This is a genomic window from Croceicoccus bisphenolivorans, assembly GCF_001634625.1.
Lineage (GTDB): Bacteria > Pseudomonadota > Alphaproteobacteria > Sphingomonadales > Sphingomonadaceae > Croceicoccus > Croceicoccus bisphenolivorans.
This window is the reverse complement of record NZ_LRSE01000006.1, coordinates 12461-34256: the sequence shown is the minus strand read 5'-3', so window position 1 is coordinate 34256 and position 21796 is coordinate 12461. Positions and strand designations below refer to the sequence as shown.

The following is a 21796-nucleotide window of genomic DNA, read 5'->3' as shown; positions in this document are numbered from 1 at the left end:
TTTCGGCCATCACTCGCTCAACTTCGCTTCGGCGATGATCGCGGCGCTTGTTGCCAGCGACTGGAACGTGCCCAGTGTCACCATCCCCATTTCGCCAGTCAGCCGCCCCAGTTCGCGGATGTCCTCTCGCAAGGTCTGGTCGTAACCATCCTGTCCGCGCCGGTCGTGCCGGGAAAAGTCGAACTGCGCACCGATAATCATCGCGTCGCCGGCGTCCTTGCGGATCTTCGTCATGTAGAGAAGGTTGAGAAACGGCGAGCCATCCTTGCGCTGGTTCGGCAGGAGGAAGCGGTTTTCACGCTGGGCCGGATCGTGCAGGAAATCGCGGATGCGCTGGCGCACCGGGCCCGCCCCGGTGGGCGGCTGGAGGAACCGGCAATTGCGCCCCACGACCTCTTCCGCCTCATACCCGGTAAGGCCAAGAAACGCCGGATTTGCCGACAACAGCGGAAAATCGGGCGCCGTCGCATCGGCAACGGTCAGCGAAATGCCGCTCTTGTCCAGGAATTCCTGCATCGTTTCCGGTATCTTCATCGCGCGGCCCCCATGCCGAATGGCTGAGCATGTTCCCGCATGGTCGCACGGCACACAGACTCTCATTTGTTAAAGTCGCAAGGTCGATCCGGTTCCGACAAAATGCGATGAACCGTGAAAAAGTCCTGATCTGCCGGAACTTTTGTCGCCCCCTTTGGCCTTGATCGCGGGATGCCATTGATATTGAAGGCGCGGACAATCAATCGATTCGGACAGGACGGAGTAGCGAGATGAGTTCAGGATCGGCGGGCGCAAGGGTCGCCGTGGTAACCGGGGGCTTTGGCGTGCTCGGCACCGCCACGGCCAGGGCACTGGTGGCTGCGGGCGATACCGTGGTGCGGGTCGGCCATGCAGACAAGGCGCGCGAACAGGTGGAGGGCGCAATCGATATCGGCGGCGTCGACTTGTCCGACTTTGCGGCGGCACAGGCCCTTGCCCAGCGGATCGTTTCCGAACAGGGCGGCATCGACGTCGTGGTGAACGTGGCCGGTGGCTTCGTCTGGGAAACGCTGGAAGATGGCGGCGCGGACACGTGGCAACGCATGTTCGCGCTGAATGCGCTGACTTGCGTGAACATGACGCAGGCCGCCCTGCCCGCGCTGCGCGAGGCGGCGGAAGGGCGAATCGTAAACATCGGCGCGGGCGGCGCGGTAAAGGCCGATGCGGGTATGGGCAGCTATGCCGCGTCAAAGGCCGCGGTCCACAAGTTGACCGAGAGCCTTGCCGCTGAGCTGGCGGGCACGAAAATTACCGTGAATGCCATCCTGCCCAGCATTATAGACACGCCCACCAACCGTGCCGACATGCCCGATGCCGATTTCGGGGCGTGGGTACGACCCGAAGCAATTGCCGATGCGATCGTCTTCCTCGCCTCGCATCAGGCACGCGGCATTACCGGTGCGCTGGTGCCGCTAACCAAGGGCGGCTGAACCGTCCGGAGCAAGGGGCCGGAATGCAAAAGGCCGGGGTTCATCCCCCGGCCTTTCGTTTTTTGGGCTGCGCTTGCCGCTTACTGGCAGGCTAGACATTCCTCGTAGTCCGTCTCTCCGTTGGCGGAGAGGTTGAACTGCGCCGCATCCTTGGTGTTGTCGGCCTCTACCCCGCCGGCGAACCCGGCGCGCTGCACCGACTTCGACCGCAGGTAATAGAGCGACTTGATGCCCATTTCCCATGCGCGGAAGTGCAGCATCATCAGGTCCCACTTGTCGACATCGGCCGGAATATAGAGGTTGAGGCTCTGCGCCTGGTCGATAAATGGCGTGCGGTCCGCCGCGAATTCGAGCAGCCAGCGCTGGTCGATCTCGAAGCTGGTCTTGTAAGTCGCCTTTTCTTCCGCCGTCAGGAAGTCGAGGTGCTGGACAGAACCGCCGTGTTCAAGGATCGAGTTCCACACGTTGGTGGAATCCTTCGACTTTTCGCGCAGCAGCTTTTCAAGGTAGGGGTTCTTCACGACGAAGTTACCCGACAGCGTCTTGTGCGTGTAGATGTTGGCGGGGATCGGTTCGATGCAGGCGCTGGTGCCGCCGCAGATGATCGAGATCGACGCCGTGGGCGCGATCGCCATCTTGCAGCTGAAACGCTCCATCACGCCGACGTCTTCGGCATCGGGGCACGGTCCGCGTTCCTTGGCCAGCATCATCGACGCCTCGTTCGCCTTGGCGTTGATGTGCTTGAACATCTGCAGGTTCATGGCCTTGGCCATCGCGCTTTCGAAAGAGATGTTCTTCGACTGCAGGAACGAGTGGAAGCCCATCACGCCCATGCCGACGCTGCGTTCGCGCATCGCGGAATACTTGGCGCGGGCCATCTCGTCCGGCGCGCGGTCGATGTAATCCTGCAGCACGTTGTCGAGCATGCGCATCACATCCTCGATGAACAGCTTGTCGCCCTTCCACTCGTCCCACGTCTCAAGGTTGAGCGATGAGAGGCAGCACACCGCCGTACGGTCGTTGCCAAGGTGGTCGCGGCCCGTCGGCAGGGTGATTTCGCTGCACAGGTTCGAGGTGGAAACCTTCAGCCCCAGTTCGCGGTGATGTGCGGGCATCATGCGGTTCACCGTGTCGTTGAACACGATGTAGGGCTCGCCGGTCGCAAGGCGGGTTTCGACCAGTTTCTGGAACAGCGCGCGCGCATCAACCGACTTGCGCACCGAACCGTCGCGCGGGCTCTTCAGCTCGAACTCGGCACCGTCGCGAACGGCTTCCATGAACTCGTCCGTCAGCAGAACGCCGTGGTGCAGGTTCAGCGCCTTGCGGTTGAAGTCGCCCGAAGGTTTGCGGATTTCGAGGAATTCCTCGATCTCCGGGTGGGAAACGTCGATGTAGCATGCCGCCGAACCGCGACGCAGCGAACCCTGCGAGATGGCGAGGGTCAGCGAATCCATCACGCGCACAAAGGGAATGATGCCGCTGGTCTTGCCGTTCAGGCCAACCGGTTCGCCAATGCCGCGCACCTGCCCCCAGTACGTGCCGATGCCGCCACCGCGCGATGCGAGCCACACGTTCTCGTTCCAGGTGTTGACGATGCCTTCAAGGCTGTCCTCTACCGAGTTGAGGTAGCACGAGATCGGCAGCCCGCGTCCGGTGCCGCCATTCGACAGGACAGGCGTTGCCGGCATGAACCACAGGTTCGAGATGTAGTCGTAGAGCCGCTGCGCGTGTTCCTGATCGTCGGCATAGGCATCGGCCACGCGGGCGAAGAGATCCTGATAGGTCTCGTTCGGCAGCAGGTAACGGTCCTGCAGCGTGTCCTTGCCGAAATCGGTCAGCTTGGCATCGCGCGTCGCATCGGTGACGATGGTGAAGCGGCGCGGCTGGATGTCCTTCGACGACAGCTTCGGCGCAGCAGCGGCCTTCAGCCCCTCTGCCACAGCATTGCCCATCGCCTCGGCAACAGCGTCTGCCACCGGCGCTTCGTCGCCCGCGTTCTTGCCGCTTACCTTGTCCTGCACTGTCTTCGTCTCCTTGGGCGGGGTTCCGCCGGTATCTGCATTCGTCGTGGTCGTTTCGGCGAACATGTCGCCGGTCGCATCATCAGCCGTCACGTCCGTCGTGCCGACCCGGCCGTCGTCCCCGTTCCTGAAATCCATATGTCTACCGCCCCACTTGCCCCCGGAAACCCGCAGGTCCCGACCTATGATCCACAGTCGGACCCCGTTCCGGCACGCATCGTCCGAAACATCCGGACCGTTTCGCGCCGGACCAGACGACCGGCGGGCCCGACACAAGCCGGAAATCCTGCTGCAATCGAGCCCCGCCGGTCGTCCACGGCCCCCATTGCAAGTCCCCTGAATGCCGCGTCCTACCGGTTATCCGGTCAGGGCTTCCGCCCAACGCCAAACCCAAGGTCTTGCGGTCCTCCCGTCGAACCGACCGCTAGGGATAGTGCCCCAAAGCTGGCCCCGCGCAAGCGCAATTTATCCACCGAACTATCCGCCGGCCCATGCCGCAACGCGGCGACGCGTGGACCAAGCTTGGCCCACGCATGACGCAAGGGGGGAGCGGACAAGAAAAAAACTTTTCCCCAGTTCGCTGACTGGCGGCCCACAACGCGGCGCAGATACCGGATATGGTAGGTGCAACCCCCTAATAAAAGCCTGACAAACCATATTTCGCGTTGCCGGAATCGCGATTCCCGTCATGTCGGGAGCGAATCCAGCTGCTATGGGTTGATGAAGTCAGGAAACCGCAAGGGATCGGGAAACAAGTTCATGCTCAACATCGTCGGCGCCATCGTTTCGGGACTCGTGGTGGGGATCCTTGCCCGATTCTTCTATCCCGGAGAGGTCGACCTCGGCTTTTTCGCCACGATCGCGCTGGGCATCGGCGGCTCGCTTTTTGCCGGACTGATCACCAGCCGAGGGCGTTCGGAATTTTCCCGCCCTGGCTGCCTCGCCTCTATCCTGGGCGCGATGGTGCTGATCCTGGCCGGACGCTTGCTGCTGGGCTGAACCGAAAGGCGCGCACGGCGGATCAGGCCGCGCGGCGCGTCTCCTTCAGCTCGTAAAGCCGCTCGTCCGCCAGCTTCATCGCCGTTTCGAGCGTGTCGCCGCGGCGTCGTTCCATAGAGGCGACGCCCCACGAAAACGTCACCGGTTCTCCGCCGACGCGGGCATCGGGATCGCGCAGCACGTTGTCGAAGATGCGGCGCACGATCTCGTTCGCGGCGGTTTCGCCAAGGCCGGGGAAGAACATCACGAACTCGTCCCCGCCCCAGCGGCCCGCGACATCGCCGGCGCGCATGTTGCCCACCATGCGCTGGGCAAGCCCGCACAGCACGCGGTCGCCCTCTGCATGGCCAAGCTCGTCGTTCACCGCCTTGAACCTGTCGCCATCGAGGATCGCGACCGTACCGCCGCCACCGCCGCGCAGCACGGCAGCGACCGTTTCCTCGAACCCGCGCCGGTTGAGCAGGCCGGTCAGCATGTCGGTGCCCGCTTCGGTGCGCAATTCATCCATGCGCGATACCGTCTCGCGCGCGGCGCGGGCCACGGCGTGGAGTAGCTTGCCGGCAAGGTCAGGGCCTCCCTCGGGCACGTCCTGCACCAGTTGCCCGCGTTCCAGCCGTTCCAGATCGCGCGTGGCCAGCCGCAGCGGCGCCATCAGGCCATGAAGACCGGCGATACCGACGCCGGTGCCAAGCACGGTCGCAAACAGCAGCGGCAGGAAGATCGACCACTGCCATTCGCCCAGCGCGACTTCGACAAGGCCGAAACCGATGATCGGCACGTGGACCGATGCGAAGCACACGGCAAAGACGCGAAGCGAATAGCTGTGGGGAAACAGGAATCGGGTGGCATTGTAGAAACGCATCGAAATCCTCGCCAAGAGCGATGTTGATGCGTCAGCCTAGGTATGGGCGAGTGAAAGCTTTGCCATCAAATGATGGTAAACCGGACCTCAAAATACGTATTTCGGTACATTCTCTGCGCAAACAATTTTGCACAACCGGCAAGCCGGTCAGGGGACGAGGATCGTATCCCGCGCCACTGCATCCGCCTGCGGATAATCGGCGTTGTAATGCAAGCCCCTGCTTTCCTTGCGCTTTCTGGCACTGCGCACGATGAGATCGGCGGTTTTCAGCAGATTGCGCAATTCTATGAGATCCTTGGTCACCCGAAAGTTACCGTAATACTCGTCGACTTCTTCCAGCAGCAGACGGATGCGGTTGGCGGCGCGCTCCATCCGCTTGTCGGTGCGGACGATGCCGACATAGTTCCACATGAAGCGGCGAATCTCGGTCCAGTTCTGCTTGATGACCACTTCCTCGTCCGCCGCCGTGACCCGGCTTTCGTCCCATGGACGGATTTGCGGCGGCGCGGGCGCGGTATCGAGGCGGGAGAGAATGTCGCGCGCCGAGCTGTCCCCGAACACGAAACATTCAAGCAGCGAGTTCGAGGCAAGCCGGTTCGCCCCGTGCAGCCCGCTCTCGCTGCATTCGCCGATGGCATAGAGGCCGGGCAGGTCGGTGCGCCCGTCAAGGTCCACGCGAATGCCGCCGCACGTGTAATGCTGGGCGGGAACGACGGGGATCGGTTCCTTCGTCATATCGATGCCAAGGCCGAGCAGCCGTTCGTAGATCGTGGGGAAATGTTCCCGCACGAATTCGGGTTCGCGGTGGCTGATATCCAGATGCACGTAATCGAGGCCAAGGCGCTTGATCTCGTGGTCTATCGCGCGGGCAACGATGTCGCGCGGCGCGAGTTCGAGCCGTTCGTCGAATTCGGGCATGAAGCGCTTGCCCGCTTCCGGTCCGGCCTCCGGCGGCAGCTTCAAAATGCCGCCCTCTCCGCGAACGGCCTCTGTAATGAGGAAGTTCTTCACTTCGAGGTTATACAGGCAGGTCGGGTGGAACTGCATGAATTCCATGTTCGACACACGGCAGCCCGCGCGCCACGCCATGGCGATGCCGTCACCGGTCGCGCCGCGCGGTGCGGTGGAGAAGAGGTAGGTCCGCCCCGCCCCGCCAGCGGCAAGGATCGTGGCTTTGGCGGTCAGCGCCTCTACTCCGCCCTTTTCGCTATCCAGCGCATAGACGCCCCACACCGCCTGCCCGCCCTCCGGATCGACGGCATTGCGATCGCGGATAAGGTCGATGCCGACCATGTTTTCGCGCATCGTGATATTGGGGTTCTCGCTCGCCGCCTTCAGCAATGCGGTCTGCACTGCCCAGCCGGTCGCATCGTCGACATGGACGATACGGCGATGCGAATGCCCGCCCTCGCGCGTCAGGTGCAGTGCGCCTTCTTCGGTGTTGAACGGAACGCCAAGGTCGATCAGCCGCTGGATCGCCTGCGGTGCGTGCTCGATCACGAACTCGACCGTTTCGCGCCGGTTCAGCCCTGCGCCTGCGACCATCGTGTCGCGGATATGATCCTCGAACGTATCGCCTGCATCCAGCACAGCCGCGATGCCGCCCTGCGCCCACGAGGTCGAGCCCGCGTCAAGCGATCCTTTCGACAGCACGAGCACCCGCGCCCTTTCGGCAAGGACCAGCGCGGCGGTCAGCCCCGCGGCGCCCGAACCCACGATGATTACGTCGAACTGGTGCGCATCGGACATTGCTTGCAGGGCTCTTTCGGTACCACTCGTGATCGGGGGGCAGATCGCGCCCGCCCCGCTTTGTCATGCCATTGCCATCATGCACGGCAGGCGACAAGCGCAACATTGCCGAAACCGACTGCCCGTTGGCGGCGCTATCCGCCCATGTCGTAAGGGAACTTCGCAAATGCCGCGACATGGGACTTTGGCGGGGGTGGACGCCGGTAGCATTCCGCCCTATTTCGCACTCGCACACTAAACGGCAATGCGCCTTACCACGGGGCAAGGCGACCGTTTTGAGCCAAGAGGATTTGAAAGGACCCGATATGAGCGCAGTCTACCTCGTTTCCGCAGCACGCACGGCCATCGGCACATTCGGCGGCGCGCTGAAGGACTATTCCCCCGGCTCGCTCGGCGCTGTCGCCATCAAGGGCGCACTGGCGCGCGGCGGGGTCGATCCTGAACTGGTTCAGCACACCATCGTCGGCAACGTCGTTCCCTGCGAACCGCGCGACGCATACGTCAGCCGCATCGCGGCGGTGGAGGCGGGCATTCCGCACCCTGCCCCCGCGCTTACGGTCAACCGCCTGTGCGGTTCGGGCATGCAGGCAATCGTTTCGGCGGCGCAGCACATCATGCTGGGCGATCATGACGTCACCGTCGGCGCCGGCGCCGAAGTGATGACCCGCGCCCCCTATTTCGCGATGGGCGTGCGCTGGGGCCTGAAGATGGGCGATGCGCCGATGATGGACGGCATGCTGGGCGCGCTGCACGATCCGTTCCACCGCTATCACATGGGCATCACGGCGGAAAACGTGGCCGAGAAGTACCAGATCACCCGCGAACAGCAGGACGCCTTCGCCGCCGAATCGCAGCGCCGCGCCACTGCCGCGATCGAAGCCGGTTACTTCAAGGACCAGATCGAACCTGTCGAAGTGAAGGTGAAGCGCGAAACCGTGATGTTCGACACCGACGAACACGTGAAGCCGGGCACGACGGCCGAAAAGCTGTCCGGCCTGCGCCCCGCGTTCAAGAAGGACGGCGGCACGGTTACCGCCGGTAACGCATCGGGCATCAACGACGGCGCCGGCGCCGTCATCCTCGCCAGCGAGGAAGCGGTGAAGAAGAACGGCTGGACGCCGATGGCGCGTCTCGTCTCCTACGGCCACGCAGGCGTCGATCCGGCCTACATGGGCATCGGCCCGGTTCCGGCCAGCGAAAACGCGATCGCCAAGTCGGGCTTGTCGAAGGACCAGCTGGACGTGATCGAATCGAACGAGGCTTTCGCCGCGCAGGCCTGCGCCGTGTCGAAGCAGCTCGGTCTGGATCCGGACAAGGTGAACCCCAACGGTTCGGGCATCTCGCTGGGCCACCCGATCGGCGGCACGGGCGCGATCCTTGTCACCAAGCTGGTCTACGAACTGCAGCGCACCGGCGGCAAGTACGGCCTTGCCACGATGTGCATCGGCGGCGGTCAGGGCATTGCCACGATCTGGGAAAACGTCGGCTAAGCCCGTACCGGATCATCGAAACAAGAAAGGGCGGCCCCGCGGGGTCGCCCTTTTTCGTTGATGCGTAATGGGAACGGATCAGGCGAAAAGGTCGTGATCCATATCCTTCTGGTGCGCATTCGGCACCGGAAGCTGCATGTGACCGCACTTGCGATCGATTTCCGGCTCGTCATCGCCGACGGGGCTGGAAAACCCCATCATCCGCGCGGTCATCGTCATCGGCATCATCCAGAATTCCACCCAGCTGGCCAGAAGCGGCAGGCCGGCATCGGTCATCGGGGTTTCCGTCGCAGAATCGGTATCCTTGGCCATCCTAAGCTCTCCGCTTGCGGGGCGGCGAAACCGCCTAATTCGTTTACACGTCCGGTGCAGGACCGCGGATCGATCCTGCAAGGCGATCATCAGTCATCTGACGCTAAAAATCCAGACTCTTGCATTAACGCATTGGAAGCCAAGGGTAACCGCAATTCAGGACGGTTCGGGGCACGTTCGCGGCAAGGTGAAATTCACCATCGGTATTAACCCGGTGCTTACCGCGACCGGGAAGGCCGATGCAGCGATTGGCCGCTTACACTGCGGGCTGGAAGACGATGGGGTCGCGCCGCCGGGCGCGCCAAAGCCATATCCGGTTCGCGCCCCCGCGCCTTCCACCAACGGCGTAATCGCTTTCTTCGCACGCGAGCGGTCGCCCCGACACCAGAATGCAAGGAGCAGAAAGATGAAAACTTGCCTGAGCCGGGTCGCAGCAGTCACCGCCATCGGTGCGCTCGCCCTCGCCTCGCAACCCGTGATGGCGGATAGCGACAACGACAATGCCGCCACCGTGATCCACAAGGATTCCTGCCTGACCGCCGTGCCGACGGAAGCAGGCAAAATCACTTCGGCCTTCACCGCAACAGACGCCAAGGTTCAGCGGGTCGAACTGGGAAGCGGCCAGATCATGGTGATCTGCCACTTCGATGTTCCCGAAGCGCTGGTACCCGACAGCAAGCGCAAGGCATCCGGCTTCGGTTGCCGGGATTTCATCACCAACAAGCGCACCGAAGACACGCAATTGCTCGTCTCGCCCGGTGGCCGCGGGGTAATGATCTGCCGGGTGGACTGATAGGGAACGGACTATTCCGACGGGAGCGTACGCCCGCCGCGACGGGGCCCCTGCCCCGCGGCGGCATGAGGCGTTCGCGACCGGCCGGGCGGGGCCGTTTGTGCGGACGGGCCCGTCCGGCCACTGCTGGTCGCAAATGACCTGACGAAAAATCAGGCCGATTTCATCAAAGACCCGCAGGCTCCGGCGTCCTTGCCCTGCCCTGCGCATACTTTGGCCAGCTGCCCTTGCAGCGCGTCCAGCACCGCATCGCCCCCGTTCTTGTCGCTCCACGCGATCAGCGCCTTGCTCCACCGGTCTACGATCGCTTTGGTGCGCTGGTAATAGCTGTCCGGGCTCTTGCCGAGTTCGGTAAGCACGGCCTCTGCACTTGTGCGGACGGCATCGTCGTCATCGGGCGTCAGGTTCATGACCGTGCGCGAATAGATCGCCGCCCACTGCACGCGGGTGGCCGGACCTTCCGATGCTTCATAGGCCTTGCGCGCCCAATCGACCGCCGCTGCGTTGTCGCCCTCTTCCTCGGCCATGTCCGAAAGGCTGGACATGTAGTAATAGGGCGTGGACGACTTCCCGATCTCGGCCAAGAGTAGCTTCTTCGCCGCCGCATCGTCGCCGATCTGGCGCAGCGCACCGGCGGCGAAGGACAGCACCGACTTGCGCGCGATCTCGTCGCTCGTCTCCTTGTCGATCGTGGCGACCCATTTGCGCACCTTGTCCTTCAGCGCGGCGGGGACATCACCCTCGCGTTCGGCAAGGTCCACTTCGCTGCGCAGTGCCGCCGTGCGCTCGACCAGCGAAAGGTCCTTGTCCTGCTGCATGGCGTTCAGCACGCCGGTCAGCAGCGCGGTCAGCTTCTCGCGCTGCTCACCCTTGGGCAGGCCGCCGACGAGGTCCGACCCGGCAAAGGCCAGCAGCGTGGCGTTCGCCCCGGTTTCTGCCGGACTGGCCAGCACGGTGGACAGGATATCGCCAACCTTTGTGGCCTGCTGCGCGGTCAGGACCAGCCGGTCCTCGTCATCGGTTTCCGCCTCTCGCAGCACGACCGCCAGCGCGAATTGCCGCTTCAGCGCCGGATCGGGCGCGGCCTTGGCCAGTGCGGCCAGTAGCTTCGTTTCATCCTCCGGCTTTTCGAAACGCTTGGAATCGTTGCCCCAGTCGAACCCGGCAAGGATGCGCCAGTCCTCTGCCGAAAGGCCGTTCGGGTCCGCCCTTGCATCGGCGATCACCGCATCGATCGAACGGGTTCGCCCGGCGGCGAGCGTCAGCAATGCGGGCAGTTCGGATGCCATCGTCGAACTGGCCAGCCGCGTGATTTCCTCGCCCGCCGGGCTAAGCACGATGACGGTTGGATAGCCGCTGGCGCCGAAATGCTCGCCCCATTTCTGCGCCCCTTGCGTATCCCCGTCGAGGTAGACGGGAATGAAACCCTCCGTCTTGGCGATGAAGGCCGGATCCTTGAACAGGGTCGCCTTCATCTGCGCGCAGGGCGGGCACCATTCCGCACCCCAGTAAAGCAGCACGGGCTTGCCGGTTTCCTTCGCTTCGGCCAGCGCATCCTCCACATCGCCATGGCGCCAGGCGATCTCCTGCGCCTGCTGTGCGGCGGGCGGCTCGGCCGACTGGTTGCAGCTGGCAGTGGCGAATGCGATCGATGCGACAGCCGCGAGGAACGGGAGCTTTTTCATCACTTGGTTTCCCCGGAAACGATTGCGCCTGTCATCGACCAAGTAACACGCGCTGGCAACCCTGTGATGTGTCCAGGCCCGGAGCCCGGTTGCGAATGAACCGGCAGGCAGGTGGAAACCGGCCTGCCTTGCCCCCGCCTTCCTCAGCAATCCAGCGTCGTCTCCCGCTCCCACGAAGTGAGATGGCGGCAATAGGAATTCCATTCCGTGCGCTTGAGCTTCAGATACGAGGGTACGAGCGCACCAAGTGAATCCGCGAGGACCGAAGAACCCTCAAGTGCTCGCAGAGCGTCCAGCAGGTTGAGCGGCAGTTTCTTTGCTTCCGTCAGCAAGTGGCCGTCCGTGTACATGTTGATGTCCTGGCGCGGGCCCGGATCGCGCCGGTTCGCCAGCCCGTCAAGGCCTGCAGCAAGCACACCCGCCGCCAGGAGGTAAGGGTTCGCCGCCCCGTCGGCTAGACGGAATTCGAAGCGGTCGCCTTCGGGAACGCGCACCATGTGCGTGCGGTTATTGCCCGTCCATGTCACCGAATTGGGCGCCCAGGTGGCCCCCGAAGTCGTGCGCGGCGCGTTGATACGCTTGTAACTGTTGACAGTCGGGTTGGTGAACGCAGCAAGGGCATCGGCCGAATGAATGACGCCGCCAATAAAAGCCAGCCCGTCAGCCGACAAACCGCTTGGGCTCGCGGCGTCTTCGAAGACGTTGGTATCGCCATTCCACATCGACACGTGCATGTGGCACCCGTTGCCCGTGAGATGAACGAAGGGCTTCGGCATAAAAGTTGCACGCAAGCCGTGTTTTTCGGCGATCGACTTGACCATGAACTTGAAGAATGCCTGCCGGTCCGCCGTGATCAAGGCATCGTCAAAATGCCAGTTCATCTCGAACTGTCCGTTCGCGTCCTCATGATCGTTCTGGTACGGCTGCCAGCCGAGCTCCAGCATGCTGTCGCAAATTTCGGTAATGATGTCATAACGACGCATCAGCGCCTGTTGATCGTAACAGGGTTTCGACTGGGTATCCGCATCGTCGGAAATCGCGGTTCCGTCTGCTGAAATGAGAAAGAACTCGCACTCTACCCCGGTTTTCATGACCAGCCCGAGTTCAGCCGCTTTGGCGATCTGCCGCTTCAATACCACTCGGGGGCTGGCTTCGACCGGCTTGTCATCCATCCACAGATCGGCCGCTACCCAGGCAACTTCGGGATGCCACGGCAACTGAATGAAACTGGCGGGATCCGGTTTGCCGAACGTGTCGGGATCGGCCGGGGTCATGTCCAGCCAACTGGCAAACCCTGCGAACCCCGCACCCGACTTCTGCATTCCGGCAATGGCCGACGAAGGCACCAGCTTGGCACGCTGGTTTCCGAAAAGGTCAGTGTAGGAAATCAGGAAGTACTTGACCCCCTTTTCTTTCGCCAGATCCGCCAGCTCGATTGTCATCATGCAAATCCTTTCGTCAGCGGCGGGCCGAGCCTGCCATCCAAGTTTTCAATTAGCCGGGCAACGAGCACTCCCTGTTGCCTTGTCCCCCAAAGCAGTGATCGTCAGAGGCCCTGCCCCCCTGGTATCCAGTCGGTTCCCGCCAAAGGCACCCGCGCCATGGCCGCGGCCTCGATACTGAGGGCGACGAGATCTTCCGGCTCCAGATTGTGCAGGTGGCTCTTGCCGCAAGCGCGGGCGATCGTTTGAGCCTCCAGCGTCAAGACCGACAGGTAGTTGGCCAGCCGCCTTCCGGCCACAACCGGATCCAGACGGGAAGCCAGTGCCGGGTCCTGCGTGGTGATACCTGCCGGATCGCGCCCTTCGTGCCAGTCGTCATAGGCGCCCGCCGTCGTGCCCATCGCCTGATACTCGGCCTCGTGCACCGGATCGTTGTCGCCCAGGGCGACCAGCGCCGCCGTACCGATGGCAACCGCGTCCGCGCCAAGGGCCAACGCCTTTGCCACATCCGCCCCGTTGCGAATCCCGCCCGAGACGATGAGCTGCACCTTGCGATGCATGCCAAGGTCCTGAAGCGCCTGCACGGCAGGGCGTATGGCAGCAAGGATCGGGATGCCGACATGTTCGATGAACACATCCTGCGTCGCGGCAGTGCCGCCCTGCATACCGTCCAGCACGACGACATCCGCGCCCGACTTCACGGCAAGAGCAACGTCGTAGTACGGCCGCGTCGCGCCGACCTTCACGTAGATCGGCTTTTCCCAATCCGTGATTTCGCGAAGCTCCTCGATCTTGATTTCAAGATCGTCAGGCCCGGTCCAGTCGGGATGACGGCATGCCGAACGCTGGTCGATGCCCATGGGCAGGTTGCGCATCGCTGCGACGCGGTCGGAAATCTTCTGACCAAGCAACATGCCGCCACCGCCGGGCTTCGCGCCCTGCCCCACCACGACTTCGATCGCGTCGGCCTTGCGCAGGTCATCGGGATTCATGCCATAGCGGGAGGGGAGATATTGATAGACCAGCGTTTCCGACTGGCCCCGTTCTTCGGGGGTCATGCCGCCGTCGCCCGTTGTCGTGGAAGTGCCGGCAATCGTCGCGCCGCGGCCAAGGGCCTCCTTCGCCTGACCGGACAGTGCGCCGAAGCTCATGCCCGCGATTGTTACCGGGATCTTAAGGTGGATCGGCTTCTTGGCAAAGCGGGTGCCCAGCCAGACATCGGTCGCGCATTTCTCGCGATAGCCCTCGAGCGGGTAACGCGAAACGGATGCGCCGAGGAATAGCAGATCATCGAAATGGGGCAGCTTGCGCTTGGTTCCGCCGCCGCGGATGTCATAAATGCCGGTGGCGGCTGCCCGGCGAATTTCCGCCAGTGAATGAGGATCGAATGTCGCCGACATGCGCGGCAGGGTCTGCGGGATATTCTCTGCGTCCATATGTCCGTTCTCAGTAAGCGGCAGCGTTGTCGACGTGGAAATTGTAGAGCTGGCGGGCAGAGCCGTAGCGACGGAACTCGTCCACGCTCACCTCTTCAGAGACGCCGGCGTCCTGCAACAGCTTGCGAAGACCCTGCTTGTGCTCTGGCCGCATTTCCTTCTCGATGCAGTCGGAACCCAGGCTCTTGACCTCGCCCCGCACGAAAAGGCGCGCCTCGTAGATGGAATCGCCCAGCGCTTCTCCGGCGTCACCAAGGACGACGATGGTTCCGGACTGCGCCATGAACGCGCTCATCGGCCCGATCGACCCCTTCACGACGATGTCGACCCCCTTCATCGAGATGCCGCACCGCGCCGAAGCGTCGCCGTCGATGATCAGCAGTCCGCCGTGCGCGGTGGCCCCTGCGGACTGGCTGGCGTCACCTTTGACGTGGACCGTGCCCGACATCATATTTTCGGCCACGCCAACGCCCGCATTGCCGCCGATGATCACGGTTGCCAGCTTGTTCATGCCTGCACAGTAGTATCCGGCGTGGCCCATGATCTCTACGGTGACAGGCGCATCAAGGCCCGCGACAAGGGCGTGCTGGCCTTCGGGATTGTCGATGCGCCAGTGCGTGTCGTTGGTATCGGCCGCAAGCGCATGAAGCTGCTGGTTGAGCTCCCGGCGGGTAGTTGTTGCAAGATCGACGACGTGCATCAGTTACGCTCCCAGGCATAGACGCGGGCAGGTTCGGGTTCGAAGACGCGGGCGTTTTCGATGCCCGGCAATCCGACCAGCGCCCGATATTCGGAGCCGAAGGCAACGTAGTCGTCAGTTTCGACCATCACCGCGGGCTTGCAGGAGATCGGATCGCGCACCACCGCGAAACCGGTCTCGGTTCCCACCACGAACGTGAAAAAGCCGTCGAGGTCGTCAAGACTGGCCTCCAGCGCCTGGGCCAGGGTAGCGCCCTTGCGCATCTTCCAGGTCAGGTATCCGGCCGCGACTTCGCTGTCGTTGTCGGTGGAAAAGCCGATGCCTTCCGGCTCGAGCATCCGGCGCAGGCTGCGATGGTTGGAAAGCGAACCGTTATGCACCAGGCACTGGTCCGCACCGGTCGAGAACGGGTGGGCGCCCGCAGTCGTTACCGCGCTTTCCGTAGCCATGCGCGTATGCCCGATACCATGCGTTCCGCTCATCCCGGCAAGGGAGAAGCGACGGGCGACGTCTGCGGGCAGACCGACTTCCTTGTAGAGCTCTATCCGCTGGCCCACGCCGGTAACGGTCAGGTCGGGTCGATTGAGCGCCAGCCACTGGCGCACGCGTTCCTCTTCGGTCGAAGGCAGGGTCAGGACAAGATGGGTATCCCGCAGGATCCCGGTCACACCTTCACCAATTTCGGCCGCAACGCTGTCCAGCTTGCTGCCGCGCACGGTCATCTTGATCTTGCCGGCTCCGCCCTGCCCGTAAACCGCGAAACCCGCGCTGTCCGGGCCACGCCCGGTCATCACGGTCAACATTCCCTCAAGCATCGCCCCAAGCCGGGGCTCAAGCTCGCTATTCTTCAAGAAGAGTCCAACAATGCCACACATGGCCGATTCACCTCACGTCTGATGCGATGGCGATACGAAGCCGCTGCGATTCCGTCAACTTAAAAGAATATTATTTTCCCATTAGGAAACACGAGCTATGGAGTATATGGCGTCCGCGAAGTAGCGGACCTCTTTCCCGGCAATTCGTGCGATCCGTTCAGCGATCCGCAGTGCTTTCAAACAGCAGCAAATTGATCGTCAAGTAACCGCGCAATCACTTTTTTAAGAAATATAGTTTTGATGTAAAAGAATACCTGCGCAAAGCGTATACCCATAGTAATAGCAGTGATGCCGTAATACTATCTGATGTAACGTTGCGCAGGTTGGATCAGATGCAGCAAGGGCCCGGAATTCCATCCGGCTCGCACGTCAGAGTTCTTGTCATATCATTGATTTTCAACGTGATATGTTAGAAAATCAGAAATCCCGAAGGTGCGATCGATCGGTCCTGACAGGGTTCGCTATGGTGGCGATGTCATGCCGAACCGGCATGAACTGCCTCATCGCCAGCCACCATCGGCTCTGCTCTCCGGCGCCTTGCCGCGCGGACGGTATTTTCAAGCAGACAAGCGATCGTCATCGGTCCCACGCCCCCCGGAACGGGGGTGACCGAACCGGCGTGATCCATCTCGTCGAAGGCGACATCGCCAACGATGCGCCGCTTTTCGCCGTCAACGATCCGATTGATTCCCACATCAATCACGACCGCACCCGGCTTTACCCAGTCCCCTCGCACAAGCCCGGCATGGCCGGCGGCCACGACCAAAATGTCGGCGCCGCGTACGATTTCGGGCAAATTCCTTGTCGCGATATGCGTGACGGTAACGGTGCATTCCCGTTCCAGAAGCAGCATCGCGACCGGTTTTCCCACGATGTTCGATTTGCCGATCACCACCGCTTTCAAACCGCGAAAATCGTCGATCACGGTGTCGAGGAGCATCATGCAACCCAACGGCGTGCATGGAATCAGCCCGCCGGTTCCCGCCGACAGGCGACCGACATTGACCGGGTGGAAACCGTCGACATCCTTCAGCGGATCGATAGCATCGAGCACGAGATCGGAATCGATATGCCCGGGCAGTGGCAGCTGAACCAGTATGCCATCCACGCGATCGTCCGCATTCAATCGCGCGATCAGTTGCAGCAGGTCGTCCTGACTGGCGCTTGTCGGCAGCCGGTGTTCGAATGAAGTCATGCCCGCCTCGACCGTGCGGCGAAGCTTCGAACGGACGTAGACCTGGCTCGCGGGATCCTCCCCCACCAGTACGACCGCAAGCCCCGGCGGCGTTCCCCTTGCCGCCAGTTCGGTCGCTTCGCATTTCACGCGCGCACGCAATCGGGCGGCGATACTCTCGCCATCGATCAGATCGGCCATGGCTCAGTCCCGGAAGACGACGGTTCGCGAGCCATTGGGCAGGGCCCGTCCTTCCAGGAAGAACGAAACGGCACGGGCCAATACGCGCCGCTCGATGTCGCGACCCTTGCGGACCAGCGCGTCGGGCGTGTCGTGATGGCCGATCCGTTCCACGTCCTGTTCGATGATCGGCCCTTCATCGAGATCGGCAGTGACGAAATGGGCTGTCGCACCGATCAGCTTCACCCCGCGCGCGTGTGCCTGATGATAGGGCTTTGCTCCCTTGAAGCCGGGCAGGAACGAATGATGGATGTTGATGCAACGACCCGACAGGAAAGCGGCCAGATCGTCCGACAGGATTTGCATGTAACGCGCAAGCACGATGAGCTCGGCCCCGGTCTCTTTGACGATGCGCTTGATCTCGTTTTCCTGCTGCGGCTTCGTATCCTTCGTGATCGGCAGGTGATGAAACGGCACGGAACCGAAATCGATGCCCGTATATGTCTCGCGAGGATGGTTCGAGACGATCCCGACCACGTCCATGGCGAGTTCGCCGATCCGGTTGCGGTAAAGCAGGTCGACAAGGCAATGATCGAACTTCGAAACGAGGATCAGCACCTTGCGGCGTTCGCCAAGCTGGCGCAACGACCAGTCCATGCCGAATTCCCCGGCAAGGGACATGAAGGCCTGCCGGAACGCGCTCGCGGCATCCCCGTCGGGAAGGGTGAATACGATCCGGCCAAAGAAACGGTTCGTCTCGACATCGTCGAACTGGTGCGCCTCCTTGATGTCGCCCTGATGGTTGAACATCGCGCCGGTCACGCGCGTCACGATGCCCGGCTGGTTGGGGCAGGATAGCGTCAGCAAATAGGAAGTGGTCATTGCATCCTCAAACGATGGAGATCAAAGCGCAGCCGCCACCTGATCCAGCCAGTGCCGGAAGCTGCTGGCGTAACTGCGGAACGTGGCGATGTCGTAAGTCGGCGCGTCGTCGACTTGCCAGACGATCACCCCGATATGCGCGATCACCGTGCTGGCGGCCGTGCCGACCGGGAAGTAATCAGGGTGGAGATCGATGGCAACGCCGCGCTGCAGAGCCGTTCGCGCGCCGGGGCCGGACAAGCGCGTGATCGCATAGCCGCTCGACTGGTCCGATACCGACGCCACACCATGGAGCTTGCCGCCAAGGCCTTCGGCAAAATCCGGCAGGGCATTCGGCATAATGGCCAGCCACGTGCCCGGACCGGTGCCCAAAATGGCCAGATCGCCCTTGCGCACGACTTTCGCCCCGTCAGGCAGGTCCGCCCCCAGGGCCGCACCCACCGACACGGCATCGTGCCCCTTGCGTGCCATGATGGCGGCCACGCCGAGCCCGGTCAGGCTCTCGACGTTCATCTGCTCAGCCACGGACTCGTGCTCCTTCCGGATCGTAGAAGACGGGATTGCAGACTTCCACTTCGATATCCGCGCCGCGAACCGGGTCATGGACGATGACGCGTTCGCCGTGCCGCTCCGCCCCGCGCGAAAGCAAGGCAAGCGCAATCGAATGGCCGAGCGTGGGCGACCATGCCGCGGATGTGACATGGCCCTCGTCGTTCTCCGGCGTCGGCACCGCACCGGGCGCGATGAGGTGCCCGCCGCCACGCAGCACATCGCGAGGGTCGACAGGCTTCAAGCCGACCAGCACCGGCCGTGCGGGGTCGGTCAGGCCCGGACGCGCGGCCATGACGCGGCCGATGAAATCCTTCTTGCGCGACATCATCCGGCCAAGGCCCAGATCCCCCGCCGTTGTCTGCCCGTTCAACTCGTTGCCGGCTGCATGCCCCTTCTCGATCCGCATCACGCCCAAAGCCTCTGTCCCGTAAGGCACCGCATTGAAGGCCCCGCCCAGATCGAACAGGTAACGGATCAACAGCCCGCCCAGATCAGCCGGAACGCTGATTTCATAAGCCAGTTCGCCGGAGAACGAGAGGCGATAGATACGCGCCTCGGCCCCCTGCCAGCGGAACTTGGCGGCACCCATATAGGGCATCGCTTCATTCGACAGATCGAGAGCGGGAAAGGCCTGCCGAAGCAGCGCGCGCGAGTGCGGGCCGGCCACGGCGTAAGTCGACCATTGTTCGGTTACCGATGTGGCCTGCACGTCAAGATCCGGCCACAGCACCTGACGCGCATAATCGATATGCTGCATCACCCGGGCGGCGTTTACCGTCGTCGTGGTGACGAAAAAACTATCCTCGGCAAAGCGTGTGGTCGTGCCATCGTCCATCACGATGCCATCCTCGCGCAGCATCACGCCATAGCGGGCCTTGCCCACCGCAAGCGTCGAGAACGTATTGATGTAGAGCCGGTCGAGCAGGACGCCTGCATCCGGCCCGTGAACATCGATCTTGCCGAGGGTCGAAACGTCACAGATGCCAACCCCGCCCCGTGTCATGGAAACCTCGCGGTTCACGGTTTCCAGCCAGTCCCGCTCACCGGGGCGGGCATACCATTGCACCCGCTTCCACTGCCCGGCATCGACAAAGGTTGCCCCCCGTTCCACCGCCCAGTCATGGCTGGCCGTCCGGCGTTCGGGGCGAAAATGTTCTTCACGGTGGTGTCCGGCAAGCACGCCGATGGCGACCGGCTGCAAGGGGGCACGGGTGCGGATCGTGCCTACCTCCGAAATCGAACGACCCGTGGCCGCAGCCAACAGGGCGTGGCCGTTGACCTGGCTGGTTTTGCCCTGATCGGTCGCCATCCCCAGCGTCGTATAACGCTTCATGTGTTCGACGGAGACGAAACCTTCGCTTGCCGCAAGACTCACATCCTTGTCGGTCACGTCGTTCTGGAAATCGACGAATGCCTTCGTTTTCGCACCGGGCACATGCCATATCGGGCTGGCCTCATCGCTTTCGGTACTGGCGCGGAATACGGGCAGATTTGCCCCTGACTTGCCAAGTTGAAGCGCACAGGCATGGCCCTTGCGCGCACCGTCGGCGAGAGCCTCTTCAATGCGATAGCATCCATCGGCGGCTCCGGCGGCCACCAGTCCGGGCGGGGTTTCGCCAAGCAGGAATGCCTGATGCTTCTCCGACCAGACCGGCTTCGCGCCAAGCGTACCGCCAAGCCCGATCGATGGTCGCCATCCGCCCGCCATTGCGACCAGATCGGCACGGATCGTGCGACGGGTCCCGTCGGCCAGCCTGATATCCACCTTGCGCACCGGTGCGCCGCGCGCATCCGTGACCACGGCGCCCATCAGGATCTCGACACCCTGGCGGCGCAAGTCTTCGGCATGTGCCGGAGGCGTTGCCCGGTGGTCGACCACGGCGGCGACTTCGATGCCCGCGCGCAGCATGTCGAGCGCGCTGGCCCAGCCGCTGTCGCCGGACGTGAAGACGACCGCCCTTTGCCCGGGCAGCGCGGCATAGCGATTGACGTATGTCGATACCGCGGATGCCGTCATCACGCCGGGACGGTCGTTCCCGCCGAACACCACCGGCTGCTCTGTCGCGCCTGTCGCCAGAACGGCGTGGCGGGCCACGATCTTCCAAAGGCGCTGTCGGGGCTGGCCATGCGGACTTGTCGCCAGATGATCGCTGACACGTTCGACCGCGACATATTCGTGGCCGTCGTAAACACCGAAAACCGCCGTGCGCCGCAGGATGCGAACATTGGGCAGCGCTGCCAGTTCGGCCGCCGCCTGTTCTGCCCAACTGACACAATCGATCCCGTCGATCTCGTGCCGCTCGCTCAGCAAGCGTCCGCCCGGCTGCGCATCCTCGTCGGCAAGGATAACGCGCAGGCCTGTACGACCGGCCGTCAGCGCGGCTGCCAACCCGGCTGCACCGCCACCGATCACCAGCAGGTCGCAAAAACCGTGGTCGCGATCGTAAGTATCGGGATCGGGCAGCATCGACAGACTGCCAAGGCCGGCTGCGCGCCGGATCAGCGGTTCGTAGACCTTTTCCCAAAAGGCGCGGGGCCACATGAAAGTCTTGTAATAGAACCCGGCGACGAAAATCGGCGCGGCCAGCTGGTTGATCGCCAGCGCATCGAAACGCAGGCCGGGCCAGCGGTTCTGGCTGGTCGCCTCCAGACCTTCGTAAAGCGAAACAGTGGTCGCGCGGGTGTTCGGCTCTGCACGGGCGCCGGTGCGCAACGTGACCAGCGCGTTCGGCTCCTCGCTGCCTGCGGTCAATATGCCGCGTGGGCGGTGATATTTGAACGAACGAGCCACCAGCCGCACGTCGTTCGCAATCAGGGCCGAAGCCAGCGTATCCCCTTCAAAACCGCAATAGGCGCGGCCATCGAAAGTGAAGCCGAGCGGGCGCGTGCGGTCGATCAAACCGCCTGACGGTGCGCGGCTCACTGCCCTGCCCCCTTGGCGAGCACGGCACCATCGATACGGTGCGTGCGGGTGTCGCGGATCAGCTCGATCCAGTTACGACAGCCCTGCGCGTGATACCAGTGTTCGCGCATCGGGCCTGCCGGATTGTCGCGCAGATAGACATAGGCGTGGAATTCGGCATCGTCGTCCGGGCGGCGCGGCGATGCATCGCCGCGATAGACGAACTCCTGTGCGTCACGCTCGCCGCAATAGGGACAGGGGATACGCATCGTCTGCTTG

19 protein-coding genes are annotated in these 21796 nt (G+C 62.9%); 4 read left to right on the top strand and 15 right to left on the bottom strand.

Annotation, left to right across the window (positions count from 1 at the left end; all coding sequences use genetic code 11):
- Positions 1-9 precede the first annotated feature (9 nt).
- On the bottom strand, positions 10-534 hold the full coding sequence (locus tag A7A77_RS08030) for a PAS domain-containing protein (protein ID WP_172799869.1): 525 nt from the start codon (positions 532-534) through the stop codon (positions 10-12).
- A gap of 230 nt (positions 535-764) precedes the next feature.
- Between A7A77_RS08030 and A7A77_RS08025 the strand changes: the two genes are divergently transcribed.
- Positions 765-1463 carry an SDR family NAD(P)-dependent oxidoreductase gene (locus A7A77_RS08025; protein ID WP_066556148.1) on the top strand — a complete coding sequence of 233 codons (699 nt, stop codon included), beginning with the start codon at positions 765-767 and terminating at the stop codon, positions 1461-1463.
- Positions 1464-1543: 80 nt separating this feature from the next.
- Here the strand turns inward: A7A77_RS08025 and A7A77_RS08020 are convergent, their stop codons facing one another.
- On the bottom strand, positions 1544-3415 hold the full coding sequence (locus A7A77_RS08020) for a ribonucleoside-diphosphate reductase subunit alpha (RefSeq protein WP_425388557.1): 1872 nt from the start codon (positions 3413-3415) through the stop codon (positions 1544-1546).
- A gap of 828 nt (positions 3416-4243) precedes the next feature.
- Here A7A77_RS08020 and A7A77_RS08015 point away from each other — a divergent pair.
- Complete coding sequence (locus tag A7A77_RS08015) at positions 4244-4483, top strand: GlsB/YeaQ/YmgE family stress response membrane protein (protein WP_066556478.1); 240 nt, start codon at positions 4244-4246, stop codon at positions 4481-4483.
- A gap of 22 nt (positions 4484-4505) precedes the next feature.
- Here A7A77_RS08015 and A7A77_RS08010 read toward each other — a convergent pair whose 3' ends face one another.
- The gene (locus A7A77_RS08010; RefSeq protein ID WP_066556146.1) at positions 4506-5345 is read right to left on the bottom strand and encodes a GGDEF domain-containing protein; all 840 of its coding nucleotides are present in this window, start codon (positions 5343-5345) and stop codon (positions 4506-4508) included.
- A gap of 147 nt (positions 5346-5492) precedes the next feature.
- Positions 5493-7103, bottom strand: a complete 1611-nt coding sequence (nadB, locus tag A7A77_RS08005; protein WP_156500480.1) for an L-aspartate oxidase — start codon at positions 7101-7103, stop codon at positions 5493-5495.
- Between the two features lie 296 nt (positions 7104-7399).
- On the opposite strand from nadB, the gene A7A77_RS08000 reads away from it, so the two are divergent.
- The gene (locus A7A77_RS08000; protein ID WP_066556144.1) at positions 7400-8584 is read left to right on the top strand and encodes an acetyl-CoA C-acyltransferase family protein; all 1185 of its coding nucleotides are present in this window, start codon (positions 7400-7402) and stop codon (positions 8582-8584) included.
- 78 nt (positions 8585-8662) lie between these two features.
- On the opposite strand, the gene A7A77_RS07995 is transcribed toward A7A77_RS08000, so the two are convergent.
- The gene (locus A7A77_RS07995; protein WP_066556142.1) at positions 8663-8896 is read right to left on the bottom strand and encodes a hypothetical protein; all 234 of its coding nucleotides are present in this window, start codon (positions 8894-8896) and stop codon (positions 8663-8665) included.
- 406 nt (positions 8897-9302) lie between these two features.
- Between A7A77_RS07995 and A7A77_RS17790 the strand changes: the two genes are divergently transcribed.
- Entirely contained in the window at positions 9303-9689 is a 387-nt protein-coding gene (locus tag A7A77_RS17790; RefSeq protein ID WP_156500479.1) for a hypothetical protein, read from the top strand.
- A 152-nt stretch (positions 9690-9841) separates the two neighbouring features.
- On the opposite strand, the gene A7A77_RS07985 is transcribed toward A7A77_RS17790, so the two are convergent.
- The 10 genes from A7A77_RS07985 to A7A77_RS07940 all read right to left on the bottom strand — a co-directional run bounded on the left by A7A77_RS07985 (position 9842) and on the right by A7A77_RS07940 (position 21786).
- Positions 9842-11374 carry a thioredoxin family protein gene (locus A7A77_RS07985; protein WP_066556139.1) on the bottom strand — a complete coding sequence of 511 codons (1533 nt, stop codon included), beginning with the start codon at positions 11372-11374 and terminating at the stop codon, positions 9842-9844.
- Positions 11375-11517: 143 nt separating this feature from the next.
- Entirely contained in the window at positions 11518-12816 is a 1299-nt protein-coding gene (gene glnT / locus A7A77_RS07980) for a type III glutamate--ammonia ligase (RefSeq protein ID WP_066556138.1), read from the bottom strand.
- 104 nt (positions 12817-12920) lie between these two features.
- Complete coding sequence (locus A7A77_RS07975) at positions 12921-14252, bottom strand: FMN-binding glutamate synthase family protein (RefSeq protein ID WP_066556137.1); 1332 nt, start codon at positions 14250-14252, stop codon at positions 12921-12923.
- A gap of 10 nt (positions 14253-14262) precedes the next feature.
- A complete protein-coding gene (locus A7A77_RS07970; protein ID WP_066556136.1) occupies positions 14263-14952 on the bottom strand; it encodes a GltB/FmdC/FwdC-like GXGXG domain-containing protein in 690 nt (229 codons plus the stop codon).
- Positions 14952-15743: a class II glutamine amidotransferase domain-containing protein gene (locus A7A77_RS07965; RefSeq protein WP_245638427.1), complete on the bottom strand. Its 792-nt coding sequence runs from the start codon at positions 15741-15743 to the stop codon at positions 14952-14954. The genes A7A77_RS07970 and A7A77_RS07965 overlap by 1 nt, the downstream gene beginning before the upstream one ends.
- Positions 15744-16302: 559 nt before the next feature.
- Positions 16303-17202, bottom strand: coding sequence for a bifunctional methylenetetrahydrofolate dehydrogenase/methenyltetrahydrofolate cyclohydrolase FolD (folD, locus tag A7A77_RS07960; RefSeq protein WP_066556131.1), 900 nt, complete (start codon positions 17200-17202; stop codon positions 16303-16305).
- A gap of 3 nt (positions 17203-17205) precedes the next feature.
- A complete protein-coding gene (gene purU, locus A7A77_RS07955; protein ID WP_066556129.1) occupies positions 17206-18063 on the bottom strand; it encodes a formyltetrahydrofolate deformylase in 858 nt (285 codons plus the stop codon).
- Between the two features lie 21 nt (positions 18064-18084).
- The gene (locus A7A77_RS07950; protein WP_066556127.1) at positions 18085-18588 is read right to left on the bottom strand and encodes a sarcosine oxidase subunit gamma; all 504 of its coding nucleotides are present in this window, start codon (positions 18586-18588) and stop codon (positions 18085-18087) included.
- On the bottom strand, positions 18581-21538 hold the full coding sequence (locus A7A77_RS07945) for a sarcosine oxidase subunit alpha family protein (RefSeq protein ID WP_066556124.1): 2958 nt from the start codon (positions 21536-21538) through the stop codon (positions 18581-18583). Before A7A77_RS07945 ends, A7A77_RS07950 begins: the two co-directional genes overlap by 8 nt.
- Complete coding sequence (locus A7A77_RS07940; protein ID WP_066556122.1) at positions 21535-21786, bottom strand: sarcosine oxidase subunit delta; 252 nt, start codon at positions 21784-21786, stop codon at positions 21535-21537. The genes A7A77_RS07945 and A7A77_RS07940 overlap by 4 nt, the downstream gene beginning before the upstream one ends.
- Between the last annotated feature and the right edge of the window lie 10 nt (positions 21787-21796).

Excerpts from the sequence above, each read along its gene's own strand:
- A7A77_RS08015 (WP_066556478.1), top strand. The coding sequence starts at position 4,244 with ATGCTCAACATCGTCGGCGCCATCGTTTCGGGACTCGTGGTGGGGATC.
- A7A77_RS07985 (WP_066556139.1), bottom strand. The coding sequence starts at position 11,374 with ATGAAAAAGCTCCCGTTCCTCGCGGCTGTCGCATCGATCGCATTCGCC.
- purU (WP_066556129.1), bottom strand. The coding sequence starts at position 18,063 with ATGACCACTTCCTATTTGCTGACGCTATCCTGCCCCAACCAGCCGGGC.
- A7A77_RS08025 (WP_066556148.1), top strand. The coding sequence starts at position 765 with ATGAGTTCAGGATCGGCGGGCGCAAGGGTCGCCGTGGTAACCGGGGGC.
- A7A77_RS08020 (WP_425388557.1), bottom strand. The coding sequence starts at position 3,415 with ATGGGCAATGCTGTGGCAGAGGGGCTGAAGGCCGCTGCTGCGCCGAAG.
- A7A77_RS07970 (WP_066556136.1), bottom strand. The coding sequence starts at position 14,952 with ATGCACGTCGTCGATCTTGCAACAACTACCCGCCGGGAGCTCAACCAG.
- A7A77_RS08010 (WP_066556146.1), bottom strand. The coding sequence starts at position 5,345 with ATGCGTTTCTACAATGCCACCCGATTCCTGTTTCCCCACAGCTATTCG.
- A7A77_RS17790 (WP_156500479.1), top strand. The coding sequence starts at position 9,303 with ATGAAAACTTGCCTGAGCCGGGTCGCAGCAGTCACCGCCATCGGTGCG.
- A7A77_RS07975 (WP_066556137.1), bottom strand. The coding sequence starts at position 14,252 with ATGGACGCAGAGAATATCCCGCAGACCCTGCCGCGCATGTCGGCGACA.
- glnT (WP_066556138.1), bottom strand. The coding sequence starts at position 12,816 with ATGACAATCGAGCTGGCGGATCTGGCGAAAGAAAAGGGGGTCAAGTAC.
- folD (WP_066556131.1), bottom strand. The coding sequence starts at position 17,202 with ATGGCCGATCTGATCGATGGCGAGAGTATCGCCGCCCGATTGCGTGCG.
- A7A77_RS08030 (WP_172799869.1), bottom strand. The coding sequence starts at position 534 with ATGAAGATACCGGAAACGATGCAGGAATTCCTGGACAAGAGCGGCATT.
- A7A77_RS07995 (WP_066556142.1), bottom strand. The coding sequence starts at position 8,896 with ATGGCCAAGGATACCGATTCTGCGACGGAAACCCCGATGACCGATGCC.
- A7A77_RS07940 (WP_066556122.1), bottom strand. The coding sequence starts at position 21,786 with ATGCGTATCCCCTGTCCCTATTGCGGCGAGCGTGACGCACAGGAGTTC.
- A7A77_RS08000 (WP_066556144.1), top strand. The coding sequence starts at position 7,400 with ATGAGCGCAGTCTACCTCGTTTCCGCAGCACGCACGGCCATCGGCACA.
- A7A77_RS07965 (WP_245638427.1), bottom strand. The coding sequence starts at position 15,743 with ATGACCGGGCGTGGCCCGGACAGCGCGGGTTTCGCGGTTTACGGGCAG.